Here is a 17,707-nt window from a genome sequence, read left to right as displayed (position 1 = left end):
AGGTAACTTTACAAAAAGTAGTCTTTATTGATATTTTTAGACACTATAAATGCCATTATAAAATAGTAATACATTATGAGAGAATTTTATCAAAAATTATTAGACAACAATAAAGAATGGGTAGAAAAATCATTAGCATTAGACCCAAATTATTTCGCAGATTTAGCAAAAGGACAAACACCGCCATTATTATGGATTGGATGTTCTGACAGCCGCGTTCCTGCAAACGAAATTATTGGTGCTAAACCGGGTGAAGTTTTTGTACACAGAAATATTGCCAACATGGTCGTACACTCTGATATGAATATGCTAAGTGTTTTGGATTATGCAGTAAATGTTTTGAAAGTAAAACACGTTATTGTTTGCGGACATTACGGTTGTGGTGGTGTAAAAGCTGCAATGGGAAATATGTCTGTTGGAATTATTGATAACTGGATTCGTCATATTAAAGATGAATATCGTTTACATGATAAATATTTAAATTCAATTGAAGATGAAACAGAGCGTTTTAATGCTTTTGTTGAAATTAATGCCAAAGAACAAGTTTACAACTTAGCCAAAACATCAATTGTACAAGGTGCCTGGAAAAACGGTCAGGATTTAATGCTTCACGGATGGGTTTACGGTTTAAATTCTGGTTTTGTAACCGATTTGAATGTAAATATTGCTTCGAATGATGAATTAGATGAAGTTTACCAGCTTAGTAATTTATAAGAAATAAAAAATCGCCTCAAAAGGGCGATTTTTTTTTATTCGTTTTCGTCCAGGTTTTCGTTAAATGCCGATGGTAACATGGTTGGAATAAACTTGATTAAAATCGGTAACAACAAACTTCCTCCCGGAAGTAAAAATATAGTAAGCGACGGGATCGTTTTACAGATATCCAAAAGCTGTTTTTTTACTTTTTTCTTTTCTTTCGCATCCAGATCCCTCGTTGTAGAATAAGCCAAAAGAACCATTAATTCTTTGCTTTGAACAATTTCCCTAACAAGTCTGTTTTTGTTTCTTATAATCAGTTTTACAACCGTATGCGTCATTTGGTCGTAAAAATGTTTTACCGGATTTGAGTAATTAAAATAAGGAATTTTATGTTTATGGGTTGTAATAAAACTATGTGTAGTATCAATACTTTGTGTTACAAAATTATCAGAAACGCGCAACATCGATCCTAATGAATATAGAAAATAAGCTTCTTCATTTTCTACAACACCATCGCTCCATAAAGCCATTCCTGCCATATCTATCAAATAGTATTGCTCTAATCTGTTGATGAAATAATCCAATTGCAAGGTTTCTAAAGTCTCAACAGTAACTTTTGAAAATTTTGAATAGCGAATAGAAGCCTCAAAAAGTTTAATCAATAAATCGTCATGCTGTGATTTTACTGTTTTCGTTTTTAATGCCAAACCAACAATACCAAGCACCGTTTCTTCAATTCGTTTTAAATACTTCTCCGGAATTTCACCATGAGCCAAATACTGTCTGAAAGCCAAAACATCAATAAACAACAAAGCGTTGGTTACCAAATGCGAAAAGTTTTTACTAATAATACTATCATTAGTCTGAACTCTTTCATCGATTATATTTTCTAAAGAAAGGGAAGGAGTATCTTTCGGAAGTAAAATTTTAAAAAGATTAAAGCCTTCAGGATTCATTTCATTGTAAAACCTTAAAACTTCTGCAATAAAATTCTTTGGTTCGGAATTTCTTTTTTCTAAACAAAAAACACCGTATAAAGTATTCAATAAGGCAATTTTAGAAATTTCAGTTTTAAACCAGCCTTTTATCGGAATTGGAATTTGAGAATCAATAGAAATAATGTGCCCATAGATAAAGCCGGTTTCTCTTACTTTGTAGTAAAAAGAATCCACAGTTTCAAAAGGAATTGCTTCTGAAAACTTTTGTTCGCTAAAGAATTTATCGATCCAGCCGGGTGCCGATGGGTTAATCATTATTACTAGTTTGAGGCTACAAAGCTATATCTTTTTCTTGTGGTATGTTTAAATTTTAAATGAAATAACCACTAAATTTTGTGAAAAAATAGTGGTTATTATGTTTTTACTTGATAATTCCTGCACAAGCCGCTCGACCGCCTGCGTTTCCGGTAGGCTGAGTGGTAAAATCATCCGTTCCCTGATGCACGATTAAACCTTTTCCTAGTATATTTTTTGTTTCATCTTCACAGCCGATACACCATTCGTCAGTAGTCAATGTGATAGAACCATTACCTTGGGCATCTGCGGTAAAGTTTCCGATATCACCTTTGTGATACTCTCCAACTCCCCATTTTCCGTGCTTTTTAAACGTTGGATTCCAGTGTCCACCTGCAGAACTTGCATCAGCAGCAGAACAATCTGCTTTTTCGTGAATGTGTATAGCGTGAACTCCGGGTTGTAATCCGGCCATTTTTGCTGTAAATGTTACTTTTCCATTTTTCTCAGTAAAAGTTGCTGTTCCGGTAACAGTGCTGCCACTTTTTGGCTCGAGTGCAACTGTTAAAGTTTTAGCATCATTTGATTTTGTACTTGTTTTACAACCAACAATTAAGGCTGTAATTATAGCGAAAGAGAGGATTATTTTTTTCATTTTTAAGGCATTTAATTAAATAATAAGTAAATTTAGCATAAAATTACTGAAACTCTCTGAGGCCAAAAGTTAAAAAAAACCAAAACTATTGGTTTTGCTTTGTTCCTGTTTTTATAAAAATGATTCGGTTCTAGGTACGATTTTTACGTAAATAATTCAATTGAAATTTTTAATTTAATCAGTAATATTATGATAAAGAATGCTTTAATTTTAGTTTTTTTAGGGCTTGTATTGATCTCATGTAAATGCACAAAAACAGGTACAGTTTCTAAACTTGACGGAACCTGGGAACTCAATTATATTTCAGGACCAAGAATTGCTTTTGATGGTTTATACCCAAATAAAAAACCAACAATAGTTTTTGACTCAAAAGAAAACCGTGTTTCGGGTAATAGCAGCTGTAATTCATACACAGGAAAATTGAGCGTTGACGGTAACAAAATTGATTTTACACAACCAATGGCAATGACCAAAATGATGTGTGGAGATGGGCAAGGGGAGCAGACGTATATGAATACACTGCAAAAAATAACTTCGTACGATATTACAGATGATGGCAAAACACTGAATTTAATTTCCGGTGATATTGCCATGATGCGATTCACTAAAAAATAGAAATCATGAAAAGGGTAGCCATTTTATTGATGCTGTTTTGTTTCTTTAGCTTTGATGGTTTTGCACAGGAAAAAACCAAAAAAGAATTAAAACAAGAAAAAGAACTTCAAAAACAAAAAGAAATTGAAGCACTTATCAATTCTAAAAATTTTGTTTTTGATGCAGAGAAAGCTTATCCGCAAGGAACCAGAATGCTTAATTTAGATTACAATACCTATTTTATAAAATTTACTTCAGAAAATGTAGTTTGCGATTTACCTTTTTTTGGAAGAGCATTCAACGTAGGTTATGGATCTGATGGCGGAATAAAATTTGAAGGAAAACCAGAAAACATCAAAGTAGAACAAAAGGGGAAAAAATACCTGATCAAAACAACCGTTAAGGGAACAAATGATGTGTATGATCTTTTGTTTACTATTTTTTATGATGGCGGTACATCGGTTAGTATCAATAGTAATAACAGAGCATCCATTTCTTACGATGGAAGAATTCGAGCTCCGAAAGAGAGAGAAACTAAAAAATAAAAAAACGGCAGTTATCTCTAAGACAACTGCCGTTTTTTATTCTTTTAAATGAATTTATTTAGCCGTTTTAACTTCATAAATAGCATTAACCATTCCGTTTTTAGGACTATCCAAAGTAAGTTCCCAGAACATAATTCCGCCTAATTTTTTAGCTTTTACATATTCTGTTTTTGCTTTGATAGACTTAATATCATCAGATGTTGCAAATGTTTTTGTACCCGCATTATACCAATATGGTGCTTGTGCTTTTTCATCATAAAAATATTTCCAACCATTTGCTTCTGTATAAGTTGTAGCAAAGTTTTTGAAATCAGCGCCCTGAATATGTTCTCCAGCTTGGTATAGACCATTGTTTACGTTTTCTACATTTTTCCATGTTCTAGAATAAAATGCGCCGCCAATAATTAATTTTTCAGCAGGAACGCCTTGTTTTAGTAAAAAAGTAACCGCTCTGTCTGTAGATTCTTCATTCGGGTTTGTGCTGTATAATGGCGTGTGATGTCCGGTAACTTTAGAATAACCGTTTACCAAATCGTAACTCATAATATTGATGCGATTTACTAATGGCGTAATCGCTTTCCAGTCGATAGATTCGTCAAGATATTTTTGAAAACCTCCGGCAGCAAAACTCAATTCGTATTTTTTTCCTAAAGTAGAACGCAGTATTTTGATTAATTCCGTAAAATTAGGTTTGTCGGCAGGTTGAAATAAATGACCCGGAAGTCCTTCAATCGCAGGATATTCCCAATCAAGATCTAAACCGTCAACTTTAAAATAAGTACTTACTTCTTTTACGGATTTTGCAAATTTCAATCTTCCTTCAGCAGTCGAAAATGCTGCAGAACAAGGTTCGCAACCTCCCCAGCCACCAAGTGACAGCACAATTTTTAGTTGTGGATTTGAAGCTTTTAAGGAAACCAGATGTTTAATTGTAGTAGAATCTTTAGCAGAATCTACACTTAGTTTTCCATCTTTTAAATGGCAAAAACTAAAGATAATTTGATCTAGTTTTTTGACTTCGTATTCGTTAATTAGTTTATCATCACCAGTATAGTAAGCAATGATATCCATTTTTTTATTCTTTTGTGCAAAAAGATTTGTAGTAAGAGCACAAAAGAATAAAAGGGCAATCAGGTTAATTTGTTTCATTTTTAAGCTATTAGTTTTTTGAAATGCTAAATATAAAACATTAGAATATAAAAATCGCTATAGAATGTGTAACAGAATTGTAATTTTAATAAAGATTTGTGATTGTTTAAACCATATAAGTTATATAAGAAAATATAAGCTATATGTTTTAAATGCGTTTTAGAAAATATAAGTAATTAAAATCGCAAACAATATCGGCAAAGTATTTTTAAATGAACTTATATAACTTATATGGTGAAAAAAAATAAAAAATAAAAAAATAAACCCGCACTGTTTCGGATTAGTGCGGGTTTAAACAAATTAAAAGCTAAAAACTATTTTTATATTAGAAGCAGTATTCGTTTTCTGCAACTAATTTATTGGTAATTGTTTCTCTTAATGCCACTACGTTTGGCAAGTTGGTGTATTTTGTAAAACGTTTTAATCCCATTAACATCATACGTTGTTCGTCTCCTTCAGAGAAAGAAGCAATTCCTTCTTTTCCTCTTAAGTTCACGATATCTACAGCTTTGTATAAGTATAATTTTGCCATAGCAATTTGCTCTTGTACTTTAGCTTCACCTTGATTTTTGGCTAATTTTTCAGTTCTAAGAATAGTACTTTCAGCCATATAGATCTCAATTAAGATATCAGAAGCAGCCATTAATAACTGTTGGTGAGAATCCAAATCCGGACCATATTTTTGAACTGCACTTCCGGCAACCATTAAAAATACTTTTTTCAGGTTAGCGATGATTCCTTTTTCTTCAGCAAATAATTCAGAGAAATCTGGAGTATCAAAAGATGGAATTCCCATTAATTCTTCCTGAACTTTCATTGCTGGTCCAAGTAAATCAACATGACCTTTCATTGCTTTTTTGATTAACATACCTACAGAAAGCATTCTGTTGATTTCGTTTGTTCCTTCGTAAATACGAGCGATACGAGCATCTCTCCAGGCACTTTCCATTGGAGTGTCTTCAGAGAATCCCATTCCACCAAAAACCTGAATTCCTTCGTCAGCGCAATTTTGCACATCCTCAGAAACTGCTACTTTCAAAATAGAACATTCGATAGCATATTCTTCAACACCTTTCAATTCAGCTTCCTGATGACTTGTGCCTTCTGCTTCACGAGCAGCAATTCTGTCTTCAATATCTTTTGCAGCTCTGTAAGAAGCACTTTCTCCGGCATATGCGCTAGTTGCCATTTCAGCTAATTTAGAACGGATAGCTCCAAAAGATGAAATTGCAGTATTAAACTGAATTCTATCGTTAGCATATTTTACAGCTCCGGAAGTAACTCTTCTTTGAGCGTCAAGACATGCAGCAGCCAATTTAATACGACCAACATTTAATGCATTCATTGCAATTTTGAAACCGTTTCCTCTTTCCGATAACATGTTTTCAACAGGAACTTTCGTTTCGTTGAAGAAAACCTGACGAGTAGAAGATGCACGGATTCCTAATTTATGCTCTTCTTCATTCATAGAAATCCCGTTAGACGGATCGTTTTCTACGATGAAACCTGTAATGTTTTTATCATCTCCAATACGGGCAAAAACGATGAAAACGCTACAGAAACCTGCATTCGAAATCCACATTTTTTGTCCTGTAATTTTATAGTGCGTTCCATCTTCAGATAAAACAGCTTTTGTTTTTCCTGAGTTAGCATCAGATCCTGCGCCTGGTTCCGTTAAGCAATAAGCTCCAAACCATTCTCCGGAAGCCAATTTCGGAACGTATTTTTTCTTTTGTTCTTCAGTTCCATAAAGTGTAATTGGCATAGTTCCAATACCTGTATGTGCACCAAAAGCAGTTGAGAAAGATCCTGTAGCACCAGAAATGTAATCGCAAACTAACATTGTAGAAACGAATCCCATTCCTAATCCGCCGTATTCTTCAGGAACAGCAACTCCAAGAAGTCCCAATTCACCAGCTTTACGCATACTTTCTTCAGTAAAAGCGTAATCTTTTTTCTCAAAACGATTTTTGTTAGGCCAAATTTCTTTGTCTACAAACTCTTTCACAGAGTCACGCATCATTAACTGCTCTTCCGAAAAATCTTCTGGTGTAAAGATATCTTCGCACTTTGTTTCTTTAACTAAAAACTGACCACCACGGGTTACGTTTTTTTCGATTGTATCTGCCATTTTTTATTTTTTTAGAGAAAAGAAAATAGAATATAGAGAATAGATTTTAAACTGGGTTTACTTTAAGCCGTTTTGGAAGCCCATTGTCATTCTTTGAAATTCTTCTATTTTAATTTCTAATTGGTTAAATTGTATTTCGTTTATATATTTTCTGTGCGTTGCAATCAATAATTGTGTAATGAGCTCAAATGAAGATCCTAGAGAAATGTCTAAAAAATGACTGAAAGATTTATCAGTTCTTGATGAACCTTCAGCAATATTACTAGGCATTGAAACAGAACATCTGCTTATTTGAGAACTTAGATCATATCTTTCATGTTTCGGAAAGTTTAACAATAAATCTGAAATATCATTAGCAATTGAAATTCCAAGTTTCCAAATCTTCAAGTTCTTATAATTATGTCTCATGTTTTTTGAGCCAAGTTAAAGAATTAAAATAAAAAGTAAGATTATTACTATTTATTATTCTTGAAACATTTTGTAATTTCAAAAAGTCTTATCTCTTTCTTCTCAAAAAAAATCTATTCTCTTTATTCTATATTCTATTCTCTCTTCTTAAAGAACCTCGTAAATCCCCGCAGACCCTTGTCCAGTTCCCACACACATAGAAACAATTCCGTATTTGTTACCTCTGCGTTTCATCTCATCAAATAACTGAACAGAAAGTTTAGCACCAGTACATCCCAGAGGGTGACCTAAAGCGATAGCTCCACCGTTTACGTTTACGATATCAGGATTTAAACCTAACTCGCGAATTACAGCCAAAGACTGAGAAGCAAAAGCTTCGTTTAATTCAACCAAGTCAATATCTTTTAATTCTAAACCAGCTTGTTTCAACGCTTTCGGAATTGCTTTTACAGGACCAATACCCATGATTCTTGGCTCAACACCAGAAGAAGCAAAGTTTACAAGTCTTGCGATTGGCTCAAGGTTTAATTCTTTAACCATGTCCTCACTCATGATTAAAACAAAAGCAGCACCATCACTCATTTGTGATGAGTTACCTGCTGTAACGCTTCCGTCGGCAGCAAAAACAGGTCTCAATCCAGCTAAAGCAGCAACTGATGTTCCGGCTCTTGGACCTTCGTCTTGTTTTACAACGTATGATTTAGTTTCTTTTTTTCCATTTTCATTGATGAAAGTCTGATCAACAGTAATCGGAACGATTTGTTTGTCGAATTTACCTTCAGCCTGAGCTTTCAACGCTTTCATATGAGAGTTGTAAGCAAACTCATCCTGATCTTCTCTGGAGATTTTGTATTGGTTGGCAACCGCTTCAGCAGTTAAACCCATTCCCCAATAGTAATCTTCGTGACCTGCAGCAGCAACTTTATAATCCGGAGTTGGTTTGTAACCTCCCATCGGAATAAAACTCATACTTTCTGCACCGCCGGCAATAATACAATCTGCCATTCCTGATTGGATTTTAGCAGTCGCCATTCCGATAGTTTCTAATCCAGATGCGCAATAACGATTCACCGTAACTCCGGGAACATCTTCAACTTTTAATCCCATTAAAGAGATCAAACGTCCAACGTTTAGTCCTTGTTCTGCTTCCGGCATGGCATTTCCTACCATAACGTCATCAATACGTTTTTTGTCAAAATCAGGCAGTTCATCCATCATAAACTGAATAGTTTCTGCTGCTAATTCATCAGGTCTTTTAAATCTAAAAACCCCTTTTGGTGCTTTTCCAACTGCGGTTCTATATGCTTTTACTATATATGCTGTTTTCATTTGTTTTTGTTTTTTAAGAGTATAGAAAATAGATCATAGAAAATAGACTATTACTTTGTCTCAAAATCTATATTCTATTCTCTTTGTTCTATTTTCTAATTACGAAGTGGTTTTCCTTTAGTTAACATATATTGAATTCTCTCTAAAGTCTTTCTCTCAGTACATAAACTCAGGAAAGCTTCACGTTCGATATCTAATAAATATTGTTCAGATACTAAAGTTGCTTCAGATAAATCACCTCCGGCCATTACGTAAGCCAGTTTGTTAGCGATTTTTTTATCGTGCTCAGAAATGTATTTTCCAGCTTCCATTTGGTCAGTTCCAACTAAGAACATTCCAAGTGCTTGTTTACCTAAAACCTTAACATCAGTTCTTCTGATAGGTTGAGTATAACCTGCTTCTGCCATTAACAAAGCATGTTTTTTAGCTTCCGCAATCTGACGGTCTTTGTTTACAACGATAACGTCTTTTCCATGTTGAAGAAGTCCGGTATCAAAAGCTTCATATCCAGAAGTTGAAACTTTTGCCATAGCGATAGTTAAGAAATACTCCTGAAGAACGTTCAATTCCACATCGTTTTTACGGAATAAATCTGAAGCTCTTAATGCCATTTCTTTAGATCCACCACCACCAGGAAGTACACCAACACCAAATTCAACCAATCCCATGTAAGTTTCTGCGGCAGCAACCACTTTATCAGCGTGTAAGCTCATTTCGCATCCACCGCCAAAAGTCATTCCGTGAGGTGCTACAACAACAGGAATAGAAGAGTAACGAACACGCATCATAGTGTCCTGGAATAATTTAATTGCCATGTTCAATTCGTCATATTCCTGCTCAACCGCCATCATGAAAATCATTCCGATATTAGCCCCAACAGAGAAATTCGCTGCCTGATTACCAATAACCAAACCTTGATATTCTTTTTCAGATAAGTCGATTGCTTTATTGATAGCCTGAAGTACATCGCCACCAATTGTATTCATTTTTGATTGGAATTCTAAGTTTAAAATTCCATCTCCTAAATCCTGAATGATTGCACCACTATTGCTCCAAACTTTTTTGCTTTCGCGAATGTTGTTCAGAATAATAAATGAATCTTGTCCCGGAACTTTTACTTGTGATTTTGTTGGAATGTTGTAGAAATATGTCGCTCCTTCTTTTACAGAATAGAAACTTTCGCTTCCAGAAGCCAACATTTCAGTAACCCATGCAGCAGGCTCTAAACCTTCTGCTTTCATGATTTCGATTCCTTTGGCAACACCAATTGCATCCCAGATTTCGAATGGACCATTTTCCCATCCAAAACCAGCTTTCATCGCATCGTCAATTTTATATAATTCGTCTGAGATTTCAGGAATTCTGTTTGACACATAAGCAAACATTCCAGAGAAACTCTTACGGTAGAATTCTCCCGCTTTGTCTGTTCCTTTCACCAAAACTTTAAAACGATTGATTGGTTTGTCAATAGTTTTTGTTAGCTCAAGCGTCGCGAAATTTGCTTTTTTAGCAGCGCGGTATTCTAATGTATCTAAGTCTAAAGAAAGAATATCTTTATCTACTTTTTTATAAAAACCTTGTCCTGTTTTACTTCCCAACCATTTGTTTTCCATCATTTTGTTGACAAAATCAGGAAGTTTAAACAAATCGTGTTGTTCGTCTGTCGGGCAGTTTTCATAAATACCATTGGCAACGTGTACCAAAGTATCTAAACCAACAACGTCAACGGTACGGAAAGTAGCCGATTTTGGACGACCAATTACCGGACCAGTCAATTTATCCACTTCTTCAATCGTTAATCCCATTTCTTTTACCAAATGAAATAAACTCTGAATGCCGTAAATACCAATTCTGTTTCCAATAAACGCCGGAGTATCTTTAGCAACAACCGAAGTTTTTCCTAAGAATTTTGAACCGTATTCGTTTAAGAAATCCAATACTTCAGTAGAAGTTTTTGGACCAGGAATAATTTCAAATAATTTTAAGTAACGCGCAGGGTTAAAAAAGTGGGTTCCGCAGAAGTGTTGTTGAAAATCTTCGCTTCTTCCTTCGCTCATAAAATGAATCGGAATACCAGAAGTGTTTGAAGTAACCAAAGTTCCTGGTTTACGGAATTTTTCAATTTGTTCAAATACCAGTTTTTTGATATCCAAACGTTCAACTACAACTTCAATAATCCAGTCAACATTGGCAATTTTTGCTATATCATCAGTCGTATTTCCAGTCGTGATTCGGCTTGCAAATTTTTGACTGTAAATAGGAGACGGTTTCGATTTTAATGAATTCGCTAAGTGCTCGTTTACCACTCGGTTGCGAACAACTTTGCTTTCAAGCGTTAATCCTTTTTTAGTTTCAGCTTCTGTCAACTCGCGTGGTACGATGTCAAGCAGTAAAACTTCAACACCAATATTGGCAAAATGACAAGCTATTCCTGAACCCATGATTCCGGATCCAATTACAGCAACTTTTTTAATCGTGCGTTTCATAGTAGTTAATATTTGTTTTTTATTTGAATTTGAAGTTTCCCGTTTTGATAAAAATCAGGTTATTCATTTTCTATTTTTCTGTTTGGGTAAATATGTTTTTGTCCTGAATTAATTCGTTTATAATTTCAGAAACTTCGATAAAATGTTTCAGTTTTTCGTCAGAAACATGTTTTCTAATTGTTTCATTAAATTTCAGAACTGTATTTTTAGATAAATCTCTTTTTTCTTTTCCAAATTCAGTCAGGTAAATTAAAACACCGCGACCATCACTTGGGTTTTTTTTGCGAACAATCAAACCTTTGTCTTCCATAGATTTCAATGTTCTGGTAAGGCTCGTAGCTTCCATTCCCATTCTTGGCCCTAAAGCTGTCGACGGGGTTCCTTCTTCTTTATCAATACTTAAAAGAGCAAATCCGGTCGCCATTGTTGCGTCGTATTTGGCTGCTTCTTCATTATACATTCTTGATACAGCTTGCCAGGTGGCTCTTAAAATATAATCTATCGTTTTGTCTTTCATATTGTAACTATATCGATTTCAAATATAATCAAAAAATACTATGCATGCATATAATTTTTTAATAAATTTTTGGTTAGTAAAAAAATCCCTCTGAAATAGAGGAATTTAGGTTAGTTTTTTAATTGAAATATACTATTCTTTTTTCAGATTTATACAAATTTAAGATTCTAAAAAAAGATTATGTCTCTTAAATAGCTGTTTAATTATTCTTTATGTAAAATAATAAGAGTTTAAATGCGAATAAATTTTATTCATCATAACGGTTTAATGCCTTTTGAAGTATCTTTTTCATGCGATTACGAAGGTTTTCCGGACGCAGAATTTCGATTCCGTCGCCAAAACCCAATAACAGACGTTCCATTTCATAATTAGGCGAAATAAACAAATGCACAATAATACTTTTATCCTCGTTTTCCTGAATCAGTCTTTGACTCTGATGCAAGGGTTTCGTTAATACATAAGGTGCATTTTCCGGATTCACCCAAAGTTCAATGCGCCGCGGCTGCAAACCAGAATTTACCGTTACGCCAATGATATTCTTGTAAAACGATTCAGCATCAAAATCTTCTTCCAAATACGGAAGATTAAAATCGTAGTCAATCGCAATAATTCTGTCCAAAGCCAAATTGCTAACAGGAGCAGAGCCTTTTTTCTTCCCGATAAGAAACCAGCGATTATTGAATTCCTTCAAAATAAAAGGATGAAAATGAAACTTACTTTCCTCAATAGATTTAAATGATTTATAAGTAATAACAAGCGTAACCTTTTTAATAATCGCCTGATAAATTTCATCCAGATAATGAAGTCCTTTTAAATTGTCGTTTTTATCGAGATAAATAACCGGTTTGGTATGCGATTTTTCGGCATAGATTTTATCCTCCAAACGCTGCAGAATATCTGATACATCATTAAATAACGAGAAATCCTTAAATTGTTTCAACATCGAAACCGTCTCCGTCAAAACATTCATATCGGTTTCCGTCAGCGGAATATCCGTTATCGAAAATTCGTCATCTTCATATTTGTAATACTTTTTATCGTAAACCACAATTGGCGCGTTGTAACCCAGTTTTTCACTTCGCATCAACTGAATATCCATTTGAATCGTTCGTTTGCTAATAGAGTTTTCGCGGCCTTCATATTCAAACAAAGCTTCAGAACAAGCTTCAATCAAATCCTCCAAAGTCCATGTTCGATATTTATTTTGTAGACATTTGTCTATCGTTTTATACCGAATTAAGGCGTTTTTATTTTGAGACATTTTATATGTTTAAACTTTAAATTATGAATTGATTTTGATTTACTTTCTTATTATTTTGGTGTAAATAAAATCTTATAATTAGTTGATTGTGTTATTTTTATTAAAATTTATTGAATAGGCATTAATTCTTGATTTGGCAACTTAAGTGATAAAAATACACTTTTTATTGTACTGCGCAAAATACTTGCGCATTGGGTTGGTTACTTCTTTTTAAAATGGGTATTTGTACTATTTTTTTGTTTAAGAAAAACATATACTTTTACGCCTCAAAAACAAATTCTTTTCTATGAGGAAACTCTACTTTTTACACCTATTTTTTGTTTTATTAATTACCTCTTCGGTTTTCGGCTTTCATACAGTCGATAAGAATTTACCAGTTCGTAATAACAATATAAACTTTGTTGCACCACCCAATGTAGATTTTACTTTTACCAATGACGGTGCATGTTCAGGAGCTCCGGTTAGCTTTAATCCTGTTGTAAGCGGCGGTGCTGCCCCATATAAATATGTATGGAATTTTGGAGATGGAACTCCTAATTCAACAGACAGTAATCCAAGTCATAGTTACACAGCGTTAGGTTGTGGTTTCCAGAATTTTAATGTAACACTTACTGTAACCGATGCTAATGGCGAAGTGAACTCGAGAACAAGAACTGTTTCTGTAAAACAAAAACCCGATTTAAAATTTGTAGACCAGAATAATCCGGGATCTAGCAAACCTTTTGAAAGATGTGGAGATAATAACTCGAATCCTAAATATACGATCAATGTTGGAAATAATTCTGCTTCAGTAGGTTGTATATCAGCATACAATGTAGATTGGGGTGATGGAACTTCTGAAGCCAATGTGACTTTTCCAAAAACGCATGAATTCCAAAAATTGGGTTCTTTTAATATGGTAATTACCGCAAACGGAAGTAATGGTTGCAGTAATTCAATTACGTATGTGGTTAAAAACTCCAATAACCCAATTGGTGCTCTTATCGCTCCGGGTAATACAACCAATTTATGTATACCGGTTCCGGAAATGAATTTTGCGATAGGATCGTGGGGACTTAATCCCACAAGTACTAGATATGAGATTAATTATGGCGATGGTGCGGGACAATCATTTACGCAAGCCCAATTAGAAAGCTCATCTTACTATAATGCAGCAAATCCTCAAGCTTCATTAAATTTTCCTATACCTCATAAATTTACTAGAGCTAACTGTCCCAATGGAAATAAAGTTACATTAATTATATATAATGATATTTGTGGAACATCTACAATTCTAGAAGCTGGACCTATTATTATTTTAGATGTTCCACAAGTAAGTTTTAATGTAAATAGTATTGCCTGTGCTAATACATACACCTCTTTTAATAATACAACTTATGCAGGATATACTAACGGTTGTAGTACGACGAATGTTTACACCTGGAATTTTGGTGACGGAACTCCTGTATCCAGAGACGTTAATCCAACGCATGTTTATACAACACCGGGAACATATACTATTACATTAAATGCAACTACGCCTTGTGGAGCTGGTAGTGAATTTAAAAGACAAATATGTGTAGAACCTATATTGGAGCCTAATTTTACTTATGGTAATGCCTGTGCATCGAGTAATCTACAAATTACAAATACGACAAACACCACTTTAAGCTGTGGAACGGAAACTTATTATTGGGAAGTTTATAACTACGTTGACGGTTTTTGTGGTAAAGAAGCAGTTCCGGGAACCGGAAGAGGTCAGTGGAATTTTGCCAATGGAACAAATTACTATTCTAAAGAACCTGTTTTTAATTTTATAATGCCGGGTACTTATTATGTAAGGTTAACAACCAGAAATTCTTGTGGAATAGACCGATCTATTACAAAACAAATACAAGTCAAAAAACCACCAGTTATTACCTTACAGCCTATTTCTGATTTTTGTAATTCGGCAACCATAAAACCAGTAGGAAAGGTTGAGGAAACTTGTTCCCCAAATAGTGAAATTACTTATAAATGGACTTTTGACGGAGGAACTCCATCTTCCTCTACTTCGTTGAATCCGGGATCGATAAATTACACCACGAGTGGGGATTATAAAGCTGTTTTTGAAGTTACAAATAGCTGTGGTACTACTAGAGCGGAGAGAAATTTTTCGGTCAATACTGTTCTTTCGCCAGTAATAACGCCAAAAACAATACAAATTTGTAGTGGTTTGTCGTTTCAGGTTACGCCGTTTTCAAACGGAACAGACAATGTACCTGCAGGAACAACTTATATTTGGTCTACGCCGGTAGTTTCTCCTCCGGGCGCTGTAAGTGGAGCAAATGCACAATCAAGTCCTGTTTCGACAATTAGTCAGTTTTTAACCAATAATACAAACAGCCCTGCTACCGTAACGTATACAATATCGCCTATATCTAAGGTTTGTCCGGGGCCTAATTTTACCATTACGGTTACCGTTGATCCGTTGATAAAAGTAGTTGAAACTATAAAAACCGTAACCTGTTATGGTTTAAGTGATGGGGCAATTTCAATAACCGTAGCTGGAATTCCTTTTCCTACCGGAAATCCGTATACATTTTCATGGGATGGTCCTAACAACTTTAAGAGTACAGATCAGAATATTTCGAATTTAAAAATGGGTTATTATAATTTAAAGGTTATCGATAACGGAAAATGTCCTTTTATAAAAAGTTATTTTGTTGGCGAGCCAGGTCAATTTCAAATTTTATCACAACCTAAAACGGACATTACATGTTTTGGAGCAAATGACGGAAGAATTAATGTAAATGTAACCGGCGGAACTCAGCCTTATAAATACGTGTGGACAAAAGACGGAGCTGCATTTCCGGTGAACTCCGGCAATCTTTCTAATTTGACACCCGGAAAATACGATGTAACCATTACAGAAGCAAATAGCTGTAATATTCTACCAGGAAGTTATACCATTATAGAACCGCCATTGTTAGAATTAACCTATGTAAGCCAGACCAATATTTTGTGTTACGGATATGCTACGGGAGAAATTAATGTAAAAACAGTTGGTGGTCGGGTAACCGAAACATCTCCGGGTGTTTTTAATTACCGATACAGATGGACAGGGCCAAACGGATATGTAAGTACAGTTCAAAATCCGAGAAACTTGTATGCAGGAACTTATAATCTAACGGTAACCGATAATTCCGGTTGTACGGATAATTTACAGGTTATTGTACTTCAAAATGATGAAATAAAATTAAACTATACCAAAACAGAAATTGCCTGTTATAATTATGCCGATGCTTCGATTACCATAAATAGTATTACAGGAGGAGTTCCGTTTGCAACGGGAGATCCTTATATTATAAAATGGAGCAATTTAGGCTCAGGGCTTGTGCAGAATAATTTATCTGCAGGAACATATATTATTACCATTACAGATTCATTCGGATGCCCTAAAGTATTTACCATAATTATCGATAATGCGCCTGTATTTACCATCAATCCAAACGTAAAACAAATTACTTGTTTTGGTCAAAAAGATGCACACATCCGTTTAAATCTTGTTGGAGGAAAAGCTCCTGTTAAACTTGTTTGGGATGATGATACAACAGCAGGAATTGAAAGAAATAACATTGGGCCCGGAGATTATTCTGTAACGATTACCGATGCCAAAAATTGTCAAATAAAAGAAACATTCAAAATTGTAGAGCCTTTATTGCTGGAGATAAGAGCAGATGTTTCGAATCCGTTAGAGTGTGAGAGAGCAGATACGGGACAAATCAATTTGGTAGTAACCGGTGGTACGCAGCCGTATTCATACAGTTGGTCAAACGGACAAAGAACTGAAGATTTAGCGAATCTTGTACCGGGAAAATATACCGTAACCGTAACAGATGCCAATGGCTGTAAACAATCAGATACCTGGACAATTACCCGATTCGACCAGCTTACGCCAACTGTTGAGGTTTTAACCGATTTTAATTGCGAGACTAAATATGTGAAACAAACTTTCGTTGGACACGTAAAAGGTGGAATTCCGCCTTACACTTTAAGCTGGTCTGATGGTGTTATTACAGGAGCCAATAACGAAATTATGAATACCGAGAATAACGGTTTAATCATCTTTAGTGTTACAGATAGTTTTGGATGTAAATCAGATTATGCACTAAATGTGGATACACCGGTTTTGGGTGAGGCTAATTTTTCAACGGGTTCTTATGGTAAAGAAATGTTCGATTTATACTCGATTTATGATCCGGTGAAATTTACAAATCTGGCAACAGGCGATTTTGTCAGCACTTCATGGGATTTTGGCGACGGTGTTTTTTCAACAGAAGAAAGTCCGGAACATATTTATACCCGAGTTGGAACTTATACCATAAAACAAACCGTTAACTATCCTTTTGGATGTCAATACAGTTACAGCGCGACAATTGTTGTTGAAAAAGGGTATAGCCTTATTATGCCAAATGCGTTTACGCCCAATAATGATGGTTTCAACGATACATTTGCGCCCGTATTTTTGGGATTGTCCGACATTACTCTTGACGTTTTTGATACGTGGGGAGCCGTTGTATATTCAGAATCCGGGATAAATATTAGAGGATGGAATGGAAAGATAAAAGATTTAGATGCCGAAAACGGTAACTACTATTACAAAATCACCTTAAAAACCTTTTACAACCATACGGTAGTAGAAAAAGGGCCATTCACATTAATTAAATAAGCAACAAGATT

Annotated in this window: 13 protein-coding genes; 4 read left to right on the top strand and 9 right to left on the bottom strand. The window is 34.8% G+C overall.

Annotation, left to right across the window (positions count from 1 at the left end):
- Window positions 1-75 precede the first annotated feature (75 nt).
- Window positions 76-714 carry a carbonate dehydratase gene (can, locus tag BUE22_RS12240; protein WP_042563110.1) on the top strand — a complete coding sequence of 213 codons (639 nt, stop codon included), beginning with the start codon at window positions 76-78 and terminating at the stop codon, window positions 712-714.
- 35 nt (window positions 715-749) lie between these two features.
- On the opposite strand, the gene BUE22_RS12235 is transcribed toward can, so the two are convergent.
- A complete protein-coding gene (locus tag BUE22_RS12235; protein ID WP_073395278.1) occupies window positions 750-1,952 on the bottom strand; it encodes an LETM1-related biofilm-associated protein in 1,203 nt (400 codons plus the stop codon).
- A gap of 106 nt (window positions 1,953-2,058) precedes the next feature.
- Window positions 2,059-2,586 carry a superoxide dismutase family protein gene (locus BUE22_RS12230; protein WP_042563108.1) on the bottom strand — a complete coding sequence of 176 codons (528 nt, stop codon included), beginning with the start codon at window positions 2,584-2,586 and terminating at the stop codon, window positions 2,059-2,061.
- Window positions 2,587-2,775: 189 nt separating this feature from the next.
- On the opposite strand from BUE22_RS12230, the gene BUE22_RS12225 reads away from it, so the two are divergent.
- Both BUE22_RS12225 and BUE22_RS12220 read left to right on the top strand, forming a co-directional pair.
- On the top strand, window positions 2,776-3,201 hold the full coding sequence (locus BUE22_RS12225) for an META domain-containing protein (protein WP_042563165.1): 426 nt from the start codon (window positions 2,776-2,778) through the stop codon (window positions 3,199-3,201).
- A 5-nt stretch (window positions 3,202-3,206) separates the two neighbouring features.
- Complete coding sequence (locus tag BUE22_RS12220; RefSeq protein WP_073395277.1) at window positions 3,207-3,725, top strand: DUF4251 domain-containing protein; 519 nt, start codon at window positions 3,207-3,209, stop codon at window positions 3,723-3,725.
- 54 nt (window positions 3,726-3,779) lie between these two features.
- Here BUE22_RS12220 and BUE22_RS12215 read toward each other — a convergent pair whose 3' ends face one another.
- From BUE22_RS12215 to BUE22_RS12185, 7 genes are all read right to left on the bottom strand, one after another.
- Window positions 3,780-4,874 (bottom strand): glycoside hydrolase family 18 protein, encoded by a 1,095-nt coding sequence (locus BUE22_RS12215; RefSeq protein ID WP_073395276.1) that lies wholly within the window; start codon window positions 4,872-4,874, stop codon window positions 3,780-3,782.
- Between the two features lie 325 nt (window positions 4,875-5,199).
- Window positions 5,200-7,005, bottom strand: coding sequence for an acyl-CoA dehydrogenase family protein (locus BUE22_RS12210; protein WP_073395275.1), 1,806 nt, complete (start codon window positions 7,003-7,005; stop codon window positions 5,200-5,202).
- Window positions 7,006-7,062: 57 nt separating this feature from the next.
- A complete protein-coding gene (locus BUE22_RS12205; RefSeq protein WP_073395274.1) occupies window positions 7,063-7,413 on the bottom strand; it encodes a four helix bundle protein in 351 nt (116 codons plus the stop codon).
- A gap of 147 nt (window positions 7,414-7,560) precedes the next feature.
- Window positions 7,561-8,742 (bottom strand): acetyl-CoA C-acyltransferase, encoded by a 1,182-nt coding sequence (locus BUE22_RS12200; RefSeq protein WP_073395273.1) that lies wholly within the window; start codon window positions 8,740-8,742, stop codon window positions 7,561-7,563.
- Window positions 8,743-8,837: 95 nt separating this feature from the next.
- A complete protein-coding gene (locus tag BUE22_RS12195; protein WP_073395272.1) occupies window positions 8,838-11,228 on the bottom strand; it encodes a 3-hydroxyacyl-CoA dehydrogenase/enoyl-CoA hydratase family protein in 2,391 nt (796 codons plus the stop codon).
- Between the two features lie 70 nt (window positions 11,229-11,298).
- The gene (locus BUE22_RS12190) at window positions 11,299-11,745 is read right to left on the bottom strand and encodes a MarR family winged helix-turn-helix transcriptional regulator (protein WP_042563102.1); all 447 of its coding nucleotides are present in this window, start codon (window positions 11,743-11,745) and stop codon (window positions 11,299-11,301) included.
- Between the two features lie 247 nt (window positions 11,746-11,992).
- Window positions 11,993-13,006 (bottom strand): helix-turn-helix transcriptional regulator, encoded by a 1,014-nt coding sequence (locus BUE22_RS12185; protein ID WP_073395271.1) that lies wholly within the window; start codon window positions 13,004-13,006, stop codon window positions 11,993-11,995.
- A gap of 286 nt (window positions 13,007-13,292) precedes the next feature.
- On the opposite strand from BUE22_RS12185, the gene BUE22_RS12180 reads away from it, so the two are divergent.
- Window positions 13,293-17,696, top strand: coding sequence for a PKD domain-containing protein (locus BUE22_RS12180; RefSeq protein ID WP_073395270.1), 4,404 nt, complete (start codon window positions 13,293-13,295; stop codon window positions 17,694-17,696).
- Window positions 17,697-17,707 lie beyond the last annotated feature (11 nt).

The organism is Flavobacterium pectinovorum, from assembly GCF_900142715.1.
In the GTDB taxonomy this organism is placed as follows: Bacteria; Bacteroidota; Bacteroidia; order Flavobacteriales; family Flavobacteriaceae; genus Flavobacterium; species Flavobacterium pectinovorum.
Note: the sequence above shows the minus strand (reverse complement) of the source record. Positions and strands in the feature narration are given on the sequence as shown.